Source organism: Streptomyces sp. NBRC 110611, from assembly GCF_001590865.1.
Lineage (GTDB): Bacteria > Actinomycetota > Actinomycetes > Streptomycetales > Streptomycetaceae > Streptomyces.
This window is the reverse complement of record NZ_BBUY01000010.1, coordinates 223,439-241,470: the sequence shown is the minus strand read 5'-3', so window position 1 is coordinate 241,470 and position 18,032 is coordinate 223,439. Positions and strand designations below refer to the sequence as shown.

The following is an 18,032-nucleotide window of genomic DNA, read 5'->3' as shown; positions in this document are numbered from 1 at the left end:
CAGGGGCGTCATGAAAGATTTCGCGGATCTGCTCTACGCGCTTACCGCTCTGGCATGGCCACTCATCGTCGGCCTGGTGATCTGGCAGCTTTTCCCTACCATCAAGCGTATCGCCGAGTCTCGGGGATTCACCGTCAAGGTCGGGACGGCGGAGCTGACGGTTCAAGAGCTCTCGGAAAAAATCCTGAAATCCACTGCCGATATCCAGGGAAAGCTGGCTTCGGTCAGTACGTCCGCACCCACACCAACAGAGTCCAGATACCCACCAACAGAGTCCGAACACCCCGCGCACCTCCTCCGCAGAATTCTCTGGGTGGACGACAACCCATCGAACAATGCCTACGAGGTGGCGCAATTGCAGACTCTGGGCGTGGACGTGGTACAGGTCGCGTCGACCCGCAGGTGCATCGAGGCTCTGTCCGCGGCGGCGCCGCCGTTCGACGCAGTACTCTCCGGCATGGCACGGCACGAGAACAGTGGGTTCCATCCAGATGCGGGCCTGGAACTTGCCAAGGAGATTCGCGCGCGTGGGGGCGATGTGCCCGTGTTCATTTACACCTCCGACCAAGCACTTGCCAGGAGGAGCGAGATCCTGGAAGCGATCCTGAAAGCCGGCGGCAACGACGTCGCCGCCTCGCCCACGGCGCTGTTCACACTACTGCGCAAGGTGGGCGAGTTCCCCCGCGAGTACGGATAGCGAAGCGCGCACGGATCACGCAGCCGTCAAGGAAGCCGGTACGGGTCGCTCAGCCGTAGGTGAGCGATTAGCCGCGCCGAGGGGCGCCCCGCGGGCCCGCGCCCGCGGGGCGCCCCTCGGTCGGAGTCTTCAGTCCGTGGTGACGGTCCGGGCGGTCTCGACCAGGACCTTTCCACCGTCCGGACCGGTCATCACGAGCCGGGGCAACCAGGGCCCCTTACGGTCGTAGGCATGGGCGACGGCGGCCTCGCCGGTCTCCTGCTGCGTACCGTCTCCGAAATACCAGTGGTATCGGTACCCGGCGGCGGGCGGCTCTCCGTTCACCGTTACGGACATGGGCACTTCACTTCCGACGTGCGCGCTCTCCGGGACGTTCAATTGTGCCCGGGGCCCTTGCCGGGGAAGGTGGAACCAGTCGCGCACACTCGGGTTGAGGAGAAAGGCATCGGCGTACTGCCGGGCCCCCTCGATGTCGGGGTGGCCGACGGCCGCAGTCAGACACTGCGCCGGAGTCTGGCTGAGCTCGGGGCAGGCCCGTGTGCGCAGGGGGAACGCCGGGTCGGTCACCGGCGTGTTCCAGACCTTGGAGTCCCGGGCGAGAAGGGCGTTGTCCACGGTGAAAAGCCCATCGGCCGCAACCGCGTACGGCCCGTCCGTGGACGCCTTGTTCGCTTCGGCCGCCGCCTGGTGGTAGGCGGCATTGGCCAGTTGCGTGTACTGCTCGTAGCGGTCAGCCACGCCGCCCAGGGCCCTCCTGCACGAGGTCAGCCATCCGCGGGCGACTCCCGGCGTGGAACAGGTCTTCACCGGGATCGGAGAACTGCTGCGACTCAGCGCGTAGTAGAAGTCGGCGACGATCACCTTGGGGTGCCCCGGCAGGGAATGCGCTTTCTCGATCGCCGCCCGCATCCCCCGTCCGCCGTATCCGACCTTCGCCCCACTGAAGTACGGCACGTCCTTGGCCGGATTCTCCGCTGCCGCGCCGATGCCGGAGCACTCACGCTTGACGGCTTCGGGCAGATTTTCCGAACCGGGAGTGATGCCGACGCCGATGCCGAAGAACGGATCGAGGTCATTGATGCACCCGTTGATCACGACGAGATCGAGACCGTAGCCACCTGCTTTCGCCTGCGCGCCTGCCTTTTCCAATTGACAGAACACGTCCGGCATTTGCTGGGTGACTTCGCCGAACTCCATCTCCCCGTCGCCGTCCGGATCCTGCTTCTCCGTCGTGTGCAGACAGGCCGCGTCATCGTTGCCGGCGGGCAGCTCGGGCGCGTCGAGCACCGCGCCCGAGATCGAGTAGTCCAGGTGCTCAAAGCCCCGGCCAGTCTCGCGGCCGAGCAACTTACCCGTCAGGTAGGGGAACTTCTGGTCGTGATCCAGTCCCTGTCCCCAGACCACGGAGTCGCCCACGGATGCCACGCGCACCGGATCGCATCCCCGCCGTATCGTGTCCCGCCAGACCTTGCCGTAGCGGCCGGGCGCCTGGCCGTCGGACGAGGCGGCGACGCGGGCGTCGATCTGCAAGGCGGTCTCGGCTGCGGGCACCCGCTCGAAGGGGATACTGAACTCCGCCGTGCCGACATGCGCAGCCATACGGACGCGCCCGCCGGCCAGCTGCTCCGCACCGGCACGTACGCGCCACTCCACGGTGGCTCCGGCCTTCGCGGCGGCGGGGTCGTAGACCTGCACCGTGCCGTGCACGGGACCGCTGCACACCGGATTCGGCGTCAAGTCCACGTCGAGGACGAGAGGGAACGCCGATCCCGGCAGGACGCTGGCCTGCGCCTCAGCGGAGAGCCCGCCGAGAAGCTGTCCGAGGAGCACGACGAACGCGCCGACCACCACGAAGCGCCCTCTCGTCACCGAACGACGGGCCACCGCCCCCCTCGGAACGGAGCCCGCGCCGGTGCCCGCCCCCCTCGGCACAACCCACCGCGACCACGCTGATCTCACGCCAACACACCCGTCTTCGCCGTTGTTTCGTTCCGTACGGAACCAACTGGATCCCCCGCCGGTAGGGATCATGACAGCCAGGAGCCCGGACATGGATGACAAGCAGGGCTGCACACCGAGTGAAACTGCTCACTTACCTGCGGTTACGGCCGCTTTCCCGCCCGCCCACGACCCTTTCCACTCAACTGCTCCGCAAGGCGTGCAGAAGTCGGCCGTGGTTGGTCCGCCGTGCCGGCATGTCGGCCAACTGCCGAATGGTCTCCGGGACTTACGGGCTAGAGTGATCCTCAACTCCACTTCAGCTGCCGGGCGGATGCGTCGGCGGGAGTCGCGGGAGTCGTGGGTCACGTCGCAGATTCCGGGAAGGCGAGGGGTTCCGTTGGGGGGAGCAAGGAGCCGGCGGCCCACCGTGGTCGTGCTCACCGCCCTGCAGGTGGAGTACGAGGCGGTGCGCCGCCACCTGGAGGACGTACGCGAGGTCGAGCTGCCGCAGGGCACCCTTCTCGACGTCGGCCGGATACCCGGCCTCAACTGGGAAGTGGCGCTGGCCGAGACGGGCCCCACCAACACGCGTGCCGCGCTCATCACCCAGCCCGCGATCGAGCACTTCGACGCCGAGGCGGTGTTCTTCGTTGGCGTCGCCGGTGCGCTCAAGGACCACATCCGGCTCGGTGACGTCGTCGTCGCCAGCAAGGTCTACGGCTACCACGGCGGCCGTGAGAGCGCGGACGGCTTCAGCGCGCGGCCCGAGGCCTGGGAACCGGCGCACGTCATGGACCAGTTGGTGCGCTCCGCCCGCCGGGAAGGCAACGATCCGTGGGCCTTCCTCTCCCCCGACGCGCGCCCCACGCCGGATCCCAGCGTGTACTTCGAGCCGATCGCCTCGGGCGACGTGCTGGTCGGCTTCGGTGGCTCCGAGACCGCCCGCCGGATCCGCAGGCATTACAACGACGCCGCGGCCGTGGACATGGAGAGCCAGGGCGTCGCACGCGCGGCCGCCATGCACGGCACGGTGCGGATGCTCGCCATCCGTGGCATCAGCGACCACGCCGACGCCGACAAGGCGTCCGCCGACGCCGGGGGTTCCCAGGAGACGGCGTCCCGGCACGCCGCCGCCTTCGCGGTACGGGTGCTGCGCGACCTGCGCCCCGTCAGGCCACCGGCCCCGGGGCCCGCTCCGGGGCCGGCTGTCGTCGTGGTGTCCGGACCCGACCGCGCGTCCGGCCCCGCGGTCTGGGACAGTCAGCCCGTCGTCGAGGTCGAGGGGCAGCGATACCTGCTGTACGAGGGTCCCGGAGACCTTCTCCACGAATCGCGAGACGGCGACGTGGTACGGCGTCAGGCGGTGGCCCGCGTGGTGTCCGGCTCGGGCTCTCCCGGCGCCTACGCCTGGCTGCGCCAGGTCGAGTGGACGGCGTCGCGCCCCGTCGCGCACGTCGACCCCCTGGCCGTGTTCCACGAGGAGGCCGGGCTGTGCCGGGCCTTCCGCGGCCCCGGCGTCGTACAGCTGACGGCAAGCGGGAACACCGCCACCCTCGCTCTGGAGTGGCCGGCCGACCCGAAGCTCGGCCGCCCGCTGGAGACGCTGCACGAACTGCTGCCCCAGCCGCCCGCGCCGGTGGACCCGATGCGGCTGTGGTCGATCGTGAAGGGGCTCGCCGAAGTGGCCGAGGTCCTGGAGCGGCTGAGCCGCGAAGGGTTCTCGCACCGGGTGCTCCGGCCGACCTCGGTCGTCATGAACCGGCCGCGGATGGTGCTGCGCGACTTCGGTCTCGCCGCCGTGCCGCCCCGCATGGGCGAGAATCCGGGGCCTTATCAGGCGCCCGAGCAGCGGTACGGCTCCGGCTTCCGTCCCGGTCCCGCCACCGATGTCTACCAGCTGGGTGCGCTGCTGCACCAAGCCCTGACCGGCCGGGCCCCCGCCCCCGGGCTGCCGCCCTACCGCGGTCCGGCCGCCGTGCCGGACAGCCTCGTCCACGCAGTCGCCGGTGCGCTGCGGCAGGACCCGCGGGTGCGCCCGGGGATCCGTGCGTTCCGGGTTGCCCTGGTCGCCGCCGCCCGTGAGCTGTCGTCCGTCCCGCCGTCCCCGCGCTGAGGAGCGTCGCCGATGTCCGTCACCACCGTCGCCTTGCGCGCTCCGCTGGTGCTTGTACCGGGAATCAGGCTGGACGAACAGCTCCGTACGAAGTCCGAGTCCAGCGCCGGGCTGCCGCCCGAGGTCGCGCGGATCGTCCACGACCTGAACGAGCTCGGAAGCGGCGCCGCCGTGAGCATCAGCCCGGGTAATGGCAAGTACAAACCGTCCTTGCTGGTCCACACGCGTACGTACCGGCTGCGCCTGGAGGCCACGAACCGAGGTACCGGCTACTTCGTCAAGCACATCGACCCGCTGCGCCTCGCCGACCACGCGCGCCTCGCTCGGTCCTGTCTTCTGGTGCGTCCGCCCGCCTGGCAGATGGTGTTCGAACTGAGGGCGGTGCCCCAGGGCTCGGACGCCCAGTGGCAGGACCTCGAAAAGGCCTGGGAGAGTCTCCGCGACGCCGAGCCGCAGCCGCCGGAGCCCACCGCCGGCGAGGCCCGGACGGAGTTCCTCGACACGGTGGACCGGCTGATCGACACGACCGAGGAGATCACCACCCGGGAGGAGCGCGAAGCCGCCCCCTTCCCGTACCAGCGCCTCACGGCCACCGGCGGCAGGCGCGGCAACACTCCGCAGTCGGCATACGAATTCCAGCTCGTCGGGCCCGAGTCGCCGCCGACCGGTAAGTTCGTCCGGGTTCAGGGCGACACGGAGACACGCGGCAAGGTGAGCCGGGTCGCGGGAAGTTCCGTTACCGTCCGCTTCGACCAGCCAGTGTCGTGGGACCGGATACCCACTCGCGGCGCCCTGGAACTCGTCCCGAGCAACGTGGTCTTCAACAAGCAGCGGCAGGCCGTGGCGAGCCTCCGCGCGCGGGACACCAAGAACCCGGGCCTGCTCGCGGCCCTTGTCGAGCACCGCGTGCGTGCCATCCCGGCCACGACCGCGCGGCCGCACGAGGAGCTCGACCCCGAACAACTCGACGCGTTCCGCAAGGCGTTGACGACCGAGGACCTGTTGGTGGTGCTCGGGCCGCCCGGTACCGGCAAGACCCGGACCATCACCGAGATCGCCCACACCACCGCGCTCGCGACCGCCTCCGGCGGCGGCCGGGTCCTCGTCACGTCCCACACCAACCGCGCCGTGGACAACGTACTGGCCCGGCTGCCGCGGGATCTCGTCGTGATCCGGGTCGGGGACGAGAGCAAGGTCCACGCCGATGTGAAACCACTGCTCCTGGAGGAGCAGTCGGAGAACCTCTCCGAGGGAATCCGCCATGCCATGGCCCAGCGCACCCAGGCATACCGGGACGCGGAGGCCGCCGGTCCGTGGACGGCGGAGCTCGCCACCCGGCTCCACCAGGTCGACGATCTGACCCAGCGGGAGAGGGCCGCCGCCCTGCGGCTCGAGGCCGCCGCCCGCGCGGCCGGCGCACCAGCTCTGGAGCGTCTCGCCGCGCTCCGGCGTGAGGAGGCCGAGCGGGGGTCGGCACGGGCCTCGCTCGCCGAGCGGGCCACGCTGCTGCAGGCAAAGATGCAGTCCGAACAGCAGCGTTCCCACGCCCTGTTCACCGGTCGGCTGCACCGCTCCAGGGCCCGCCGCGCGGAGGAGGAGCTCAGCGGGGTCCGGCAGGAAATTCAGCGGCTCGACGCACTGGGCCCCGAGCTGCACCGGCAGGCCGAAGCCGCGAGCGCCGAGGCGGACCGCGCGGCGCGCGAGGACGCCGCGGTCGGCTCGGCCCTGGCCGCCCGTCAGGCGGCGCGGCAACGGCTCGGTGAGGGCCTGCTCTCCGCCTACGAGGCCGCCGACATGGCCGTACATGCGCTCGGCACCGTCATGCCGGACGTGTCCGCGCCCACGCGAGAGCAGGACCCGGCCGACGCGGCAGCCGCCCTGCGTGCCCTGCACGGGCAGTTGGAGGCGTCGCTGCCGCTCCTCGCCCAGCGCTGCGCACTCACCCGGCAATGGCAGGCCGCCATCGGCCAGGACCCGAACCAGCTGGTGCCCGAACTCGTCCGCTACGCCCAGGTGATCGGCGCCACCTGTATCGGGGCCGCGTCCCGGCCCGAGCTGTCCGGCGTCGACTTCGACCTGGGGATCGTCGACGAGGCCGGCCAGATCGGCGTGCCGGACGCCCTGGTGCCGCTGACCCGGGTGCGGCGCGGCGTCCTGGTCGGCGACGACCGGCAGCTGCCGCCCTTCCTCGACACCACGGTGGCCGAATGGGCCCAGGGCACCGGCGACCCCGCACTCCTGCGCCTGACGTCACAGAGCGCCCTGGAGCAGTTGCGCGCCGGGCTGCCCGCCTCCCATGTCGTCCAGCTGACCCGGCAGCGCCGGATGCCCGCTGAGATCGCCGACTTCATCTCGGCTTCCTTCTACCGAGGAGAGCTGCTCACCGAGAAGGAACACCGGCACACCGACCCCTTGTTCGCGAGCCCGATGGCCTTCGTCGACACCGCCGCGCTACCCGAGCACGTACGTCGTGAGTCGAGTGGACGCCAGGCCGAGCGTGGTGGCCGCAAGGGCTCCTTCAACCCTTGTGAGGCACGCCTGTTGGCCCGCCTCGCCGCCTTCTACCACGGGCGGGGTTCCGAGTGGGTGGTGATCGTCCCCTACCTCGCCCAGCGCATGGAGGTCATCCGCCACCTCGCCCCCCTGATCGGTGACTCCCAGCTCGCGGACGCCTCGGTCGGCAGCGTTGACTCCTACCAGGGCGGGGAGCGCGAGGTCGTCCTGTACGGGTTCACCCGCAGCAACCGCGAGGGCCGGATCGGCTTCCTCAAGGAGCTGCGCCGCGCCAACATCGCCTTCACCCGCGCCAAGAGCCAGCTGGTCCTGACCGGCGACCTGAGCACCCTGCTCCGCGCGGACGACCCCGGCTTCCGCGCTCTCGCGGAGGACCTGCACAGGCACCTGGTGGACCGCGGTGACCTGCGGGACTACCGGGAGATCATGGCGGCACTCGCCGAGGCCGTGCCGGACCTGGAGCACGCTGCCGACGTGGCCTCGGAAGGAGACCGTCCATGACCACCACCCAGCGCCTGATGTCCTTCCCCGAGGACCGGGTCCTGGAGGATGCCGCCTTCGGCCAGGGCATCGTCCCGGCCCGGCTCTACGCCCTGCTGCTGCCGGTCTGGCAGGTGGAGATCCGCGCCGACGTCACCGAAGGCGAGGACTTCTTCCTCATCGACCGCTTCCTGGGGCGCGGGCTGCGCCACGGCGGCCTGCACACCGTCGACGAGCTCGCCACGTTCTTCGCCCTGGACCATGCCCTGGTCGCGCAGGCCGTACGCTTCCTGACCGCGATCGGCCATGTGCGGGAGGCCGGGGGTCGGTTGTCCCTGACGTCGTTGGGGCAGCGTTCCGTGGACGACGACATCCGCTATGTGGTCACCCGCCAGGACCGCCGCAAGCTGTACTTCGAGGCCCTGAGCTGTACCCCGCTGACCCGGGCCCACTACGACGAAGAGGTCGTGACCCTGCTGTCCGGCGACGGACTGTCCCAGGCGACACGGAACGACCATTACCCGAGGTTCACCCCGCTGCACGTGACGTCCGGCTTCGACCGCACGGCCCTGGAGCGTCTCAAGAACCGTAAGGACCGGGTCCGGTTCAATCTGCCGGTCGCTCTGGACGCGCTGGAGAGCCTGGACGAGCAGCTCGTCTTCCTGCCGGTCTACCTGGTGCGCGGACGGAAAGGACTGCTCGTCTACGGCCAGGCAGGTGCGGGAAGCGCACACGACCCGGAGCTCAGCGAGCTCTGCGCCCGTACTCCGGAACTCACCCACGCCCTCGACAACGAGGAGAAGGAAGACGAGGCGGACGAGCGCGTCCAGCGAGCCGCCCGGAACTTTCTCCGCGAGCACGAGTTCACCTCGGTCGCTCCGGAGCAGGACGACGACGGCACCTGGTCGGTCTCGCTGCCCGCCACCGCCTTCGGCGACAACGGGCTCCCGGTGACCCGTATCGGCTCCTACCGCATGGTGGGCAGCCGCTTCTTCCGCGTGTGGTGCCCGGCGGAGACACCACGCAAGCGCGCTCTGCTGGACCGCTTGGACCAGCGCCTCGGCTCTCGGCGACACATCACCCGGCAGGAAGCCGAAGAGCTCATCGCTCGCCTGGCCCGCCAGCTGGACCTGGATGTTCCGGACGTGTCCCGGCTCCGCGGCGGCGCCAAGAAAACCGGCCTCAGCGGCCTGGAGGCCCAGCTGTCTCGACTGGAGGAAGAAGTAGAGTGATCGACACCGGCCAACTCCTGCTCGCCGAGTACGAGCAGATCAAGCAGGAACAGCGAGCCCGTATCGGCTTCCGCGACAATCTCATCTACGCCACTCTCGGCGTCATGGCGGCGGTCGTCGGCTCGACGCTGGCCCGGACCGACCATCTCGAACTGCTGCTTCTGCTGCCGCCGCTGTCGGTCACCCTGGGCTGGACCTACCTGGTCAACGACGAGAAGATCTCGGCCGTCGGCCGGTACATACGGGACGAGCTGGCGCCTCGGCTGAAGGATCTCACCCAGGAAGGGGCCGAGGTCTTCGGCTGGGAATCGGCACACCGCCGCGACGCCCACCGGAACTCCCGCAAGCGGTTCCAGCTCGCCGTGGATCTGCTGACCTTCTGCGTGACCCCGCTCGCGGCACTCGCCGTCTACTGGGTGCTCGGCCCGAAGGACTGGCCGCTGCTCATGATCTCGGTCGCGGAGTCGGCCATGGTCGTCGTCCTCGCCTTCCAGGTCGTGGGCTACGCCGACCTCGGGCGCTGACCCACGTCGGCCGCCGCTCCCTGCACGTCCGGGTCCGGGAGTGAGGCGGGTCGCGGCCGGGACGGGATCCGGGTCGGGGTTCTCCTCACCGCCGTCGCCGACCCCCTCCTCCACGCAGCCTTGGCCGACCGGCTCGGCAGCGCTGCGGGTGGCAGAACCAGGCACCGGAGCCGGGGCGGACGTACGTTCCTCGTGGTCAGTTTTTCGACTTCGGTGCGGTGACGGTGAGGGTGCTATCCGCGCTGATGCCATCGTGGGTGGTGAGGCGCAGGATATAGACACCGGGATGCTCGCCGGCCTGAAGCAGCGGGAGAGTGGTCACGCCTGCGCGGTTGGTCGCAGGGAGCCTGATGGTATGTACCGGTTCACCGCGCTCGTCCTCAAAATGCGGCCCCCGGTGGTTCTCGGCCGGCTGCTCCGTAGGGCCAATGAGAGTGGCGGTGATCTGGGTACCTGCGACCGGCCGGCCACGGTGGGTGGCACGGACCTGTACACCGTCGGTGAGCCGACTGCCGGCCACCGCCTCCAGAGGGCGTTCCGTCAGGAGGGTCAGGGCATCGGCGGGGATGGGGCGGACAGCGACGGTGAACGTCACGGGATGTGCGGCGGGGTCGCTGCCCAGCGTAGCGCGGACGTTGAAGGCGCCAGGGATGTCGCCGACGTGCAGGCCGGGTACCGTGACGATGCCGCGAGGGTCGCTGATGCCGGTGACGCGTCGTGCGCCGTCGGGGAATCGGGCGGTGGTGACGCCCTGGATCTCGTAGGTCACTCTCGCCAGGGGAACCGGAGCGCCGTGCACGTCCACGGTGCGCACCCGGAGTTGCCCGTCCAGGGTCTGTCCGGCGGTGGTCTCCGGAGATGCGGGACCGATGCGTTCCAGAGCGGTGGCTGTACGCGGGCGTGAGGTGGTCTCCGGCTTTGGCTTCGGCTTGGTCTCCGGGGCGGGTTTGTGTTCTGGCCGTGGCGTGCCCGTGGGTGTCGGTTTCGCAGCAGGCTGGTCGGCCGGGCGCAGCGGCCGGGTCGGCGTGGTGGCTGCCCCGGAATGTCCGGCCGTGCCCACGCTCGCCCGATGGTTCTGGTGAGAGGGAGAAGTGGCAGGCGGGTGCGGAGGGTTGGCGTCTGGATCCGGCTGGTGAGGTGTGGCTGAGGTGGTGTCGGCGACTTCGGTGACGGGGTTGCCCTGGTAGGTGCGCATCCACTCCAGCACGGCGTTCACGTATGCGCGGGAGTTGTTGTAGCTGAGGATGGCGCGGTCCAGGTCGGCACCGCGGCGCAGGTCGCGGTCGCCGGCGCAGAGGTAGCGGGCAGTGCCCAATGCGGCGTCGTAGAAGTTGTTGGGGTCCTTGATGCCGTCTCCGTTGCCGTCGGCGCCCCAGGTCTGCCAGGTGGAGGGTATGAACTGAGTGGGCCCCACCGCCCGGTCGAATTCCGTGTCGTCGTCCCAGCGCCCGCCGTCGGTGTCGCGTATCAGGGCGAAGCCGCGCCCGTCCAGGCGCGGCCCACGGATCGGTGTGGCCGTGGTGCCGTCGGCGCGCAGTCCGTGGCCGGAGGCATGCACGGACTCCACCCGGCCGATCCCCGCGACCAGTTCCCACGGCAGATGACAGCCCGGCCGGCTGTCGGCCACTGCCTGAGCGGCCTTCTTGTACGCGTCCAGTGCGGTCGCCGGTATGCCGGTCACCGCCGCTCGTGCCGGGCTCTTTCCCTCCTCCCCCACGGAGCTCTTCCCCTCGCTGTTGCCGCCGTTCTGACCACCGCTCCCGATCGACTTGGGCAGGGCCAGGTCAGGCACACCACGAGGTTGAGCCTGAGGTGCCCCGGGATCGGGGGTGACTTCACTGGCTTCGGCGGCAACGGGGCCTGCGGTCACAGCCGTGGTGAGGGTGGCAGCGAGGGCAGATATGCACAGGCCCTGGCGAGCGAAACGGAGAAGTCGGATCTTCACGTACGGGTATTTCCTTGATGAGGGATGTGGGCCGGCGCGCACGGCGCCGGCCTCATGGGGAGGAGAGGGAGCAGAGGGAGCGGGTTCGGTTCAGCAGACGACTCGGCAGCCCGGCCATCCGTCGCCGGCGCACAACAGCAGCACCCCCGCGCTGCCGAAGAAGCACCACACAACACCAAGCCGTCAGTCGTCGCCATAAAGGCCTGGTAATCCGAGGGCAGTGCCGTACCCCACGCCGCGGCCAGCGTGTCCCAGCCGACACATTCATCAGCGCCGCAGTTCGAAGGCATGACACGTCTTAGCGCGTCCACGGCCACCCAGCCACGCCCACCGTTGCCCACATTCCCCCCGTACTTTCATCGCAAGTCTCCTACCGACTGCGGATGCCCTTGATACGTCACCACGCCCACCTCAGAACTGGTTCAGACCTGAGCCTCTCACATCCCCCGGTCGGGCCCGTACCAAGCCGTTACGGTCTCATTCGCAGACATCGGGAGGCTCTCGAACATGACGGGGCCGGGGACGAAAGCCGAGCTGTTCGGCCCCGCCATATCTTCGCCGACCAGGTATCGATACAGCCACTCAGCAAACGGCATGGGGTATTCGAAGAAATCATCATCCCTTGCCACAAAGACTCGCCACCCCTGAGGCCCTGTTCCCTTACCGAGGAAGATGGCCTCATCACGGTTGGTGCCGACCGCGTAAATCAGCCCATCCGGGGTCCCGAACTTCATGTCTGAGATCCCAAGAGACGGACGCGGGTCGGTATCCAGTTCAATTTCCTCCCAGGGGACTTCGGACCATACAAGAGCGTCCCTCTGCATTGCCTGCCTCAAGTTCCATCGCTCCGCCGCGGGATGGTCAAGGTTGAGGTGTCCATTGAGCTTGACAGGCCCGTAGCCGTCGATGATGGCCTTGTAGTCGACAGGAAGCTCGACCCCCAGTTCGCACTCCAGGGTCTCCCACGCTGCTGGATCTGCATGACGACTCTCCGGCTGCCCCAGCATGGCAAAGACTGATTCCAAGTATTGGCTCTCCGTCATTTCCTTTACCTCCTAGGGCAGTTGGAGCTGCCTGTCGTAGTGCCACCTGTCGGCGACTGATGGATTACGCAGTGCTTACTCGTCCCGTCTTCCAGTACAGAGTAGTTGTACTCGATACTCGTCGGGATACCCGAGTCCCGTCTTCCGTAGTGCGGCACAACAGAGAGCGCAAGACGCTTGCCGCTCTTCACTGCCTTCCTGATATCTAGTTCCACTCCATAGTTGAGGTAAGGGTGGTTCGTCTTTTCATATTCGGCGACGAGATTTCGCAAGTCGATTCCTGAACCGCTCGCTGCAGCAGGGATCAGGTGACCATTGGCCGCTTTCTCCCCTTGGGCTTCTTCCATCTCTCGCATACCGGGTGGCTGCGTGGATCCATTTGTGTTCGTGCCAGGCGCCTTCCGCCCCTTGTTGTAGTCGCTGACGTCAAGCAGCCCGTACACGCCAGTCGCCCGGCACTGGTAGCTCCCTTCGAAGCTGTCGTAATACCGCTCGCGCGGGAGGTAGACCGCGTGTCCGGTCGGGCTCACACCCGGTCCGACGTCGCACCTGTTGTCCTGGCGCATACGACCGTCGTTCTTTCCTCCCGGATTGTTCTCCGGTGCGGGATGCACCTGTGGCTCATCGAGCTGGTCCGGCGTGTACTGGGTGTCGCCGAACATATCGATCATGTGGAGTGCGCCGAGGACGATGTTCCAGCCATCGCCCGGTGTCCACTTGCCGCTGTTCGGGTTCCAGTCCGGCTTCGGGGCCGGGCGGGTCGGAGCCGGCTTCGGGTGTGGGCCCCGGTTGGGGTTCTGCGGAGGCGGCGGGGGCGGCGGGGGCAGCTTGGGGGCCAGGACTGCCGCACCGCCCACGGCTCCGCCTCCCCCTGCGAAGAGGACGGGCGCGACCGGTGCATACCACCTCGGTGCACGTCGCCTTGGTCCGCGCCGGGAGTACCCGCCGCCACCCGCGGAACCGAGTACCGATCGGCCGTACGAACCGCCGCCGACAGAGCCGGTCACCGACCCGCCGAATTTGCCGCCCGGGTAAAAGGACCAGGTCTTACGGGAAGTGAACAGGTCCCAGATGGTCCGACGGGGATAGCTGTAGGTGTCGTAGAGCGATTTGAGATACCTCTTGCCGCCGTTGACGTATGAGTTCAGGATGTCCCCGAAGCCCCAGTGCCCGGTCGGGTCGGTGTAGTCCAGCGGTGCGTTGTTGCCGTACGCGTAGCGGTTGGCCTGGGTCGATGGAGTCGGGTCCAGCTGCCAGGTGTCGCGGGAGGCGAAGGATCCGGTGCCCGGCTGGTACCAGCGGGCCGCCATGTTGACGTCGCCGCCGGCCGGGTCGGTCCAGCCGGACTGGTAGCCCAGCGAGGACGTGGTGCCCTGCTTGGCGGTGACCGTGCCGAAGGGGTCGTAGGCGGTGGAGCCGGTGACCTTCGTGCCGTCCGCGGACAGGCCGGCGACCAGATCGGTGTGCCGGTCGGTCAGCGCCCGCTGGGCCTCCGTCTTGCCGTCGGAGGTGCCGAGCAGGTCGCCGCCCGGGGTGCGGCTGTAGCGGTACGTGCCGTCGCTGACGACGTTGTGGGAGCCGCCGTCGTAGGTGAACGCGGTCTCCCCGCGCAGGGTGACACGGTCCAGTGAGTCGTAGGCGTAGGTGGTGTCGCCGTCGGTGATGCGGCGTTCGAAGGCGTCGGAGGTGATCCGGCGTGGTGTGCCCTTGCCGGAGTCGATCGAGGTGAGGGTGCCCCGGGCGGTGTAGCCGTAGTGCGTGTCCCCTTCCGTGAGGAGGCGGTTGCGTGCGTCGTAGCTGGCTGCGGTGCCGCCGGCCTTGGTGCGGTTGCCTGCCGCGTCCCACTCGTAGGAGGTGGTGGTGTCGCCGCTCTTCCAGGAGGTCAGGCGGCCTGCCTTGTCATAGCCGTAGGTGTTCGTCCCGGCCCCTGCGGTGCCGCGGGTGGTCTTGGCGGTGAGACGGTTGTCGAGGTCGTAGCCGTAAGCGGTGGCCGTGACCTCGCTCTTGCCGTCAAGGCCGGTGATCTTGTCGTCGGCCAGGCGGCCCAGTGGGTCGTAGTCGTAGCTGCGTCGTGCGCCATCGGCCCAGTCTGCGCCGGAGTCCTTCGCCTTGGTGGCGTACTGCTCCTGAGTGATCCGTCCTGCGGCGTCGTAGGAGGTGAGGGAGCGGGCACCGGTGAGGGCGTCCTGAGTCAGGTGGAGACGGCCTGCGCCGTCGTAGGCGAAGGTGGTCGTGCCGGCGGAGTCTGTCCGGGAGGTCATGTGCCCGTCGGCGTCGTAGGTGTAGGCGGTTTTGCCACCCTTGCCGTCGGCGGCGAGCAGTTGGCCGCGGTCGTTGTAGTGGTAGGTGTTGCGGTCCAGCAGGCCGCCGGTGCTGATCGCGGTGAGCCGACCCACGAGGTCGTACTCGAGGGTGCGTTCGCCGGTCGCGGCCTCGGCCCCCTGGCCCGTCTCCTTGGTCAGGCGGCCGAAGAGGTCGAAGGTGCGGTGCCGCTGGAAGCCGCCGGGCAGTAGCTCGGTGATGTCCTGTCCGGCCGCGTCATAGAGGGTGGTCCAGGTACGGTCGGCGGCCTCGGGGTGGGTCTCGGTGACGGGCTCGATGGTGGATTCGGGCAGTCCCCAGGGGGTGAAGGTGTACGTGGTGGCGTTGCCGCGGCCGTCGGTCATCCGGGTGCGGTGGCCCGCCGCGTCGTAGCCGAATCCGGTGGTGATCGAGGTGCCGTCGGCGACGGGCTCGGTCTGGCTGGTCAGCCGGCCGAGGGCGTCGTAGGCGAAGGCGACCTTGTTGCCCGTGGCCGAGGTGGCGGCGACGCGGTTGCCGTCGGCGTCGAACTGAGTGCTGGTCGAGCGCAGCGGCTCGGTGCCGGTGCCGTAGTCGGTGGTGCCGATGACGTTGCCCAGGCCGTCGTACTGTGCGGTGCTCTTGCGGCCGGTGGCGTCGGTGGTCTCGGTCCGCCGGCCCAGGGCGTCGTAAGCGAAGGCCGTGGTGCCCCCTGCGGGGTCGGTGACCTTGACGGCCTCGCCGGCCGCGTTGTAGGCGGCGGTGGTGGTGCGTCCCGCCGGGCTGGTGGACGCGGTCTGGTTGCCCGCGTCGTCCCAGGTGTAGTGCGTGGTCAGGTTCTGCTGGGGGGAGTACCGGTCGACGACGGTCGAGGTCAGTTTGCGGCCGAGCCCGTCGTAGGTGGCTCCGCTCCGGGCGCCGTTGGGGTCGGTGGCCCACAGGGGCAGGCCGGTGGGCGTCCAGCCGAAACGGCTGCCCTTCGTCTCCGACAGGTGCGGCATTCCGAGCACGACCTTGTCGTGCGGCATGGGCAGCGTCTGCCAGGTGAGGTTGCCGAACTGGTCGTAGTCGAATCCGGTGACCCGGCCCAGCGGGTCGGTGGTGGAGGTGGTGCGGCCCAGGCCGTCGTAGGACGTCTTGCGGACCGCGGTGATCTTCTTGTCGCTGCCGGGCGGGGTGTAGTCGGGCAGGGTGACGGCGGTGGCGCGTCCGAGCTTGTCGAACTGCACACGGGTCACCGCGCCGTTGGGGTCGCGGGCCTCGGTGGCCTCGCCGAAGGTGTTGTAGCCGGTGAGGGTGGCCGGTGCGACGGTCGTGGCCTTCTCGCCGCCCTGCTCGGCCCGCACGGGCGGGGCGATCTGCTCCACGGGGCGTCCGAGGGCGTCGTAGCGGAAGGTGGTGGTGAACTCCGCGGCAGTGGCATCGTTTCCGGTACCGCGGGGACTGACCGTCGAGGTGCGCAGACCGCGCTGGTCGTAGGTGTGCCGGGTGGTTCGCTGTTGCTTGCCGTCGTCGACGGTCTCGGTCAGCGGGTTGCCGGCCGAGTCATAGGTGATCCGTTTGGTGCTCAGGGCGGTCGCCTCTTCGGTGATGCGGTCGCCCTTGTCGTAGGTGTAGGTGGTCGCGCGGTTGAGCCCCTTGGGGTCGAGCACACTGCGGGTGGTGCGGCCGAGGGCGTCCACCTCGCGTGTGACCGTCGTGCGGCCGCCGCCGGTGGTCTGCTGGGTCAGGTGGCCCGCACCGTCGTAGCCATTCTGTTCCAGGACGATGTCGTGCTTGCTGCCGTCGGCCTGGACGACATCCTTCGCCGTCGTGGTCGCGGGCAGGCCGTCGTCGAAGTAGGTGTACGCGGTGGTCGCGCCCATCGCGTCGGTCGTGGCGGCCAGCCGGCCTGCCGGGTCATAGGCGTGGGAGGCCACGACGAGGTCGCGGGGCTCGCCGGAGGCGTCTCCCTTCCAGTCCTTCAGCACGGTCTCGGCCAGCTGTCCGCGGGGCGTGTACGCGTAGGTGAAGGTGTTGCCCACCGCATCGGTGCGCCGGGCCGTCCGGCCGAAGGCGTCGTATCCGAAGGCGGTGTCGTACCCCTCGGCGTCGGTGGTCCGGGCCACGCGCCCGTGCTCGTCATAGTGGTGGGTGGTGGTGCGCTTGGCGTCACCGCCCGTGGTGTCCTCGGTGGACTCGGTCAGCAGTCTGCCGTCGGCGTCGAAGGACCGGGTGATCCGGGCGGTGTGGGTGGTGCCGGTGATGTCGTTCTTGGCTCCGGTGCCCGTCTCGGACACCACGCGGGACAGGTTGTCGTAGGCGTATGCCGTGGTGACGCCCTTGGGGTAGCTGTCCGATATCTGGGTTTCGGAGATCTTGCGGCCCAGGCCGTCGTAGGTGAAGCGGGTGACCATGCCGGAGGGCGAGGTGACCTGTGCCAGATCGCCGCCGGCGTAGTACTCGAAGCGCGTTACGGCGCCGTCGGGCGCGGTCTGTGTGCTCACCAGCCCGGCGGGCATGGTGCCGCCGTCCTGGGCCGCCTCCTTGCCCGTCGTGTACGTCGTGCTCGCGGTGCGTCCGTCCGCGAGTGTGGTCTTGTCGGGCAGCCCCAGGGCCGTATAACTCGAGGCCGTCTTGAAACGGTCGTCGTTGGCGCTGGTGGAGCGGGCGTCGCGGGTCGCCACGACTTTGTCGTTGCGGGGGTCCAGCGGGTCCTTGGTATTGACGTAGTAGTCGGTGAAGGAGGTCCAGCAGGAGTCGGCGTCGCGGCACGTGGTCGTGGAGACGGTGTTGCCGCGTGCGTCGTGCCCGGTGACCGTGGCGTGGCCGTTGGGGTCTGTCACGGTGTGCAGGAAGCCGCCGGTGTCGTACGCGTAGGTGGTGCGCCCGCCGTCGGCGTCGGTGGCGGCCACCGGACGCAGGCCGCGCAGCGCGTCATAGGAGACGCTGCTGGTACGGCCATCCGGGTCGGTCACGGAGACCGTGGAGGTGAGCGACGAGATGCCGGAGGACTGCCGGGCCCGGTAGTGCCGGGCCACCTGGTCCGCGGTCAGTGCCTTCGGGTAGATGGCGGCCTCGTCCAGCTCGCCGGTGAAGTAGGACGTTTCGCGGTTCTTACGGCCGTCCCAGTCCGAGCTGGAGAAACCGGCACCGAAGTACGCGTACTTCACCTCCTGCGGCCGCAAAGCCCCCTTCAAGAAGCCCACTCGTACGCCGTCCAAGTAGAGCGACTGGCCGCTGCCGGAGGCCGAGAGCACAGCGTGGTGCCACTGGCGGTCCGT

General features: G+C 69.1%; 9 protein-coding genes. 5 read left to right on the top strand and 4 right to left on the bottom strand.

Annotated features, from left to right (window positions below):
- Nucleotides 1-10 precede the first annotated feature (10 nt).
- Nucleotides 11-697, top strand: a complete 687-nt coding sequence (locus tag AZE13_RS21825; RefSeq protein ID WP_066934461.1) for a response regulator — start codon at nt 11-13, stop codon at nt 695-697.
- Between the two features lie 129 nt (nt 698-826).
- Here the strand turns inward: AZE13_RS21825 and AZE13_RS21820 are convergent, their stop codons facing one another.
- Nucleotides 827-2,548 carry a PKD domain-containing protein gene (locus AZE13_RS21820; protein ID WP_258527916.1) on the bottom strand — a complete coding sequence of 574 codons (1,722 nt, stop codon included), beginning with the start codon at nt 2,546-2,548 and terminating at the stop codon, nt 827-829.
- A gap of 517 nt (nt 2,549-3,065) precedes the next feature.
- On the opposite strand from AZE13_RS21820, the gene AZE13_RS35770 reads away from it, so the two are divergent.
- Genes AZE13_RS35770 through AZE13_RS21800 form a run of 4 tightly spaced genes read left to right on the top strand, consistent with a single transcriptional unit; the run spans nt 3,066 to nt 9,501 of the window.
- On the top strand, nt 3,066-4,751 hold the full coding sequence (locus AZE13_RS35770; RefSeq protein ID WP_066934455.1) for a hypothetical protein: 1,686 nt from the start codon (nt 3,066-3,068) through the stop codon (nt 4,749-4,751).
- Between the two features lie 12 nt (nt 4,752-4,763).
- Complete coding sequence (locus tag AZE13_RS21810; protein WP_066934452.1) at nt 4,764-7,766, top strand: DEAD/DEAH box helicase; 3,003 nt, start codon at nt 4,764-4,766, stop codon at nt 7,764-7,766.
- Nucleotides 7,763-8,977, top strand: coding sequence for a hypothetical protein (locus AZE13_RS21805; protein WP_066934449.1), 1,215 nt, complete (start codon nt 7,763-7,765; stop codon nt 8,975-8,977). Before AZE13_RS21810 ends, AZE13_RS21805 begins: the two co-directional genes overlap by 4 nt.
- Nucleotides 8,974-9,501: a hypothetical protein gene (locus tag AZE13_RS21800; RefSeq protein ID WP_066934439.1), complete on the top strand. Its 528-nt coding sequence runs from the start codon at nt 8,974-8,976 to the stop codon at nt 9,499-9,501. The genes AZE13_RS21805 and AZE13_RS21800 overlap by 4 nt, the downstream gene beginning before the upstream one ends.
- Nucleotides 9,502-9,697: 196 nt before the next feature.
- On the opposite strand, the gene AZE13_RS21795 is transcribed toward AZE13_RS21800, so the two are convergent.
- The 3 genes from AZE13_RS21795 to AZE13_RS21785 form a co-directional block, all read right to left on the bottom strand.
- Nucleotides 9,698-11,293, bottom strand: coding sequence for a lytic transglycosylase domain-containing protein (locus tag AZE13_RS21795; RefSeq protein WP_181690411.1), 1,596 nt, complete (start codon nt 11,291-11,293; stop codon nt 9,698-9,700).
- Between the two features lie 590 nt (nt 11,294-11,883).
- Nucleotides 11,884-12,489: a hypothetical protein gene (locus AZE13_RS21790; RefSeq protein WP_066934436.1), complete on the bottom strand. Its 606-nt coding sequence runs from the start codon at nt 12,487-12,489 to the stop codon at nt 11,884-11,886.
- 5 nt (nt 12,490-12,494) lie between these two features.
- Nucleotides 12,495-18,032 (bottom strand): RHS repeat-associated core domain-containing protein (locus AZE13_RS21785; RefSeq protein ID WP_220127591.1); only part of this gene is annotated, 5,538 nt, incomplete at its 5' end.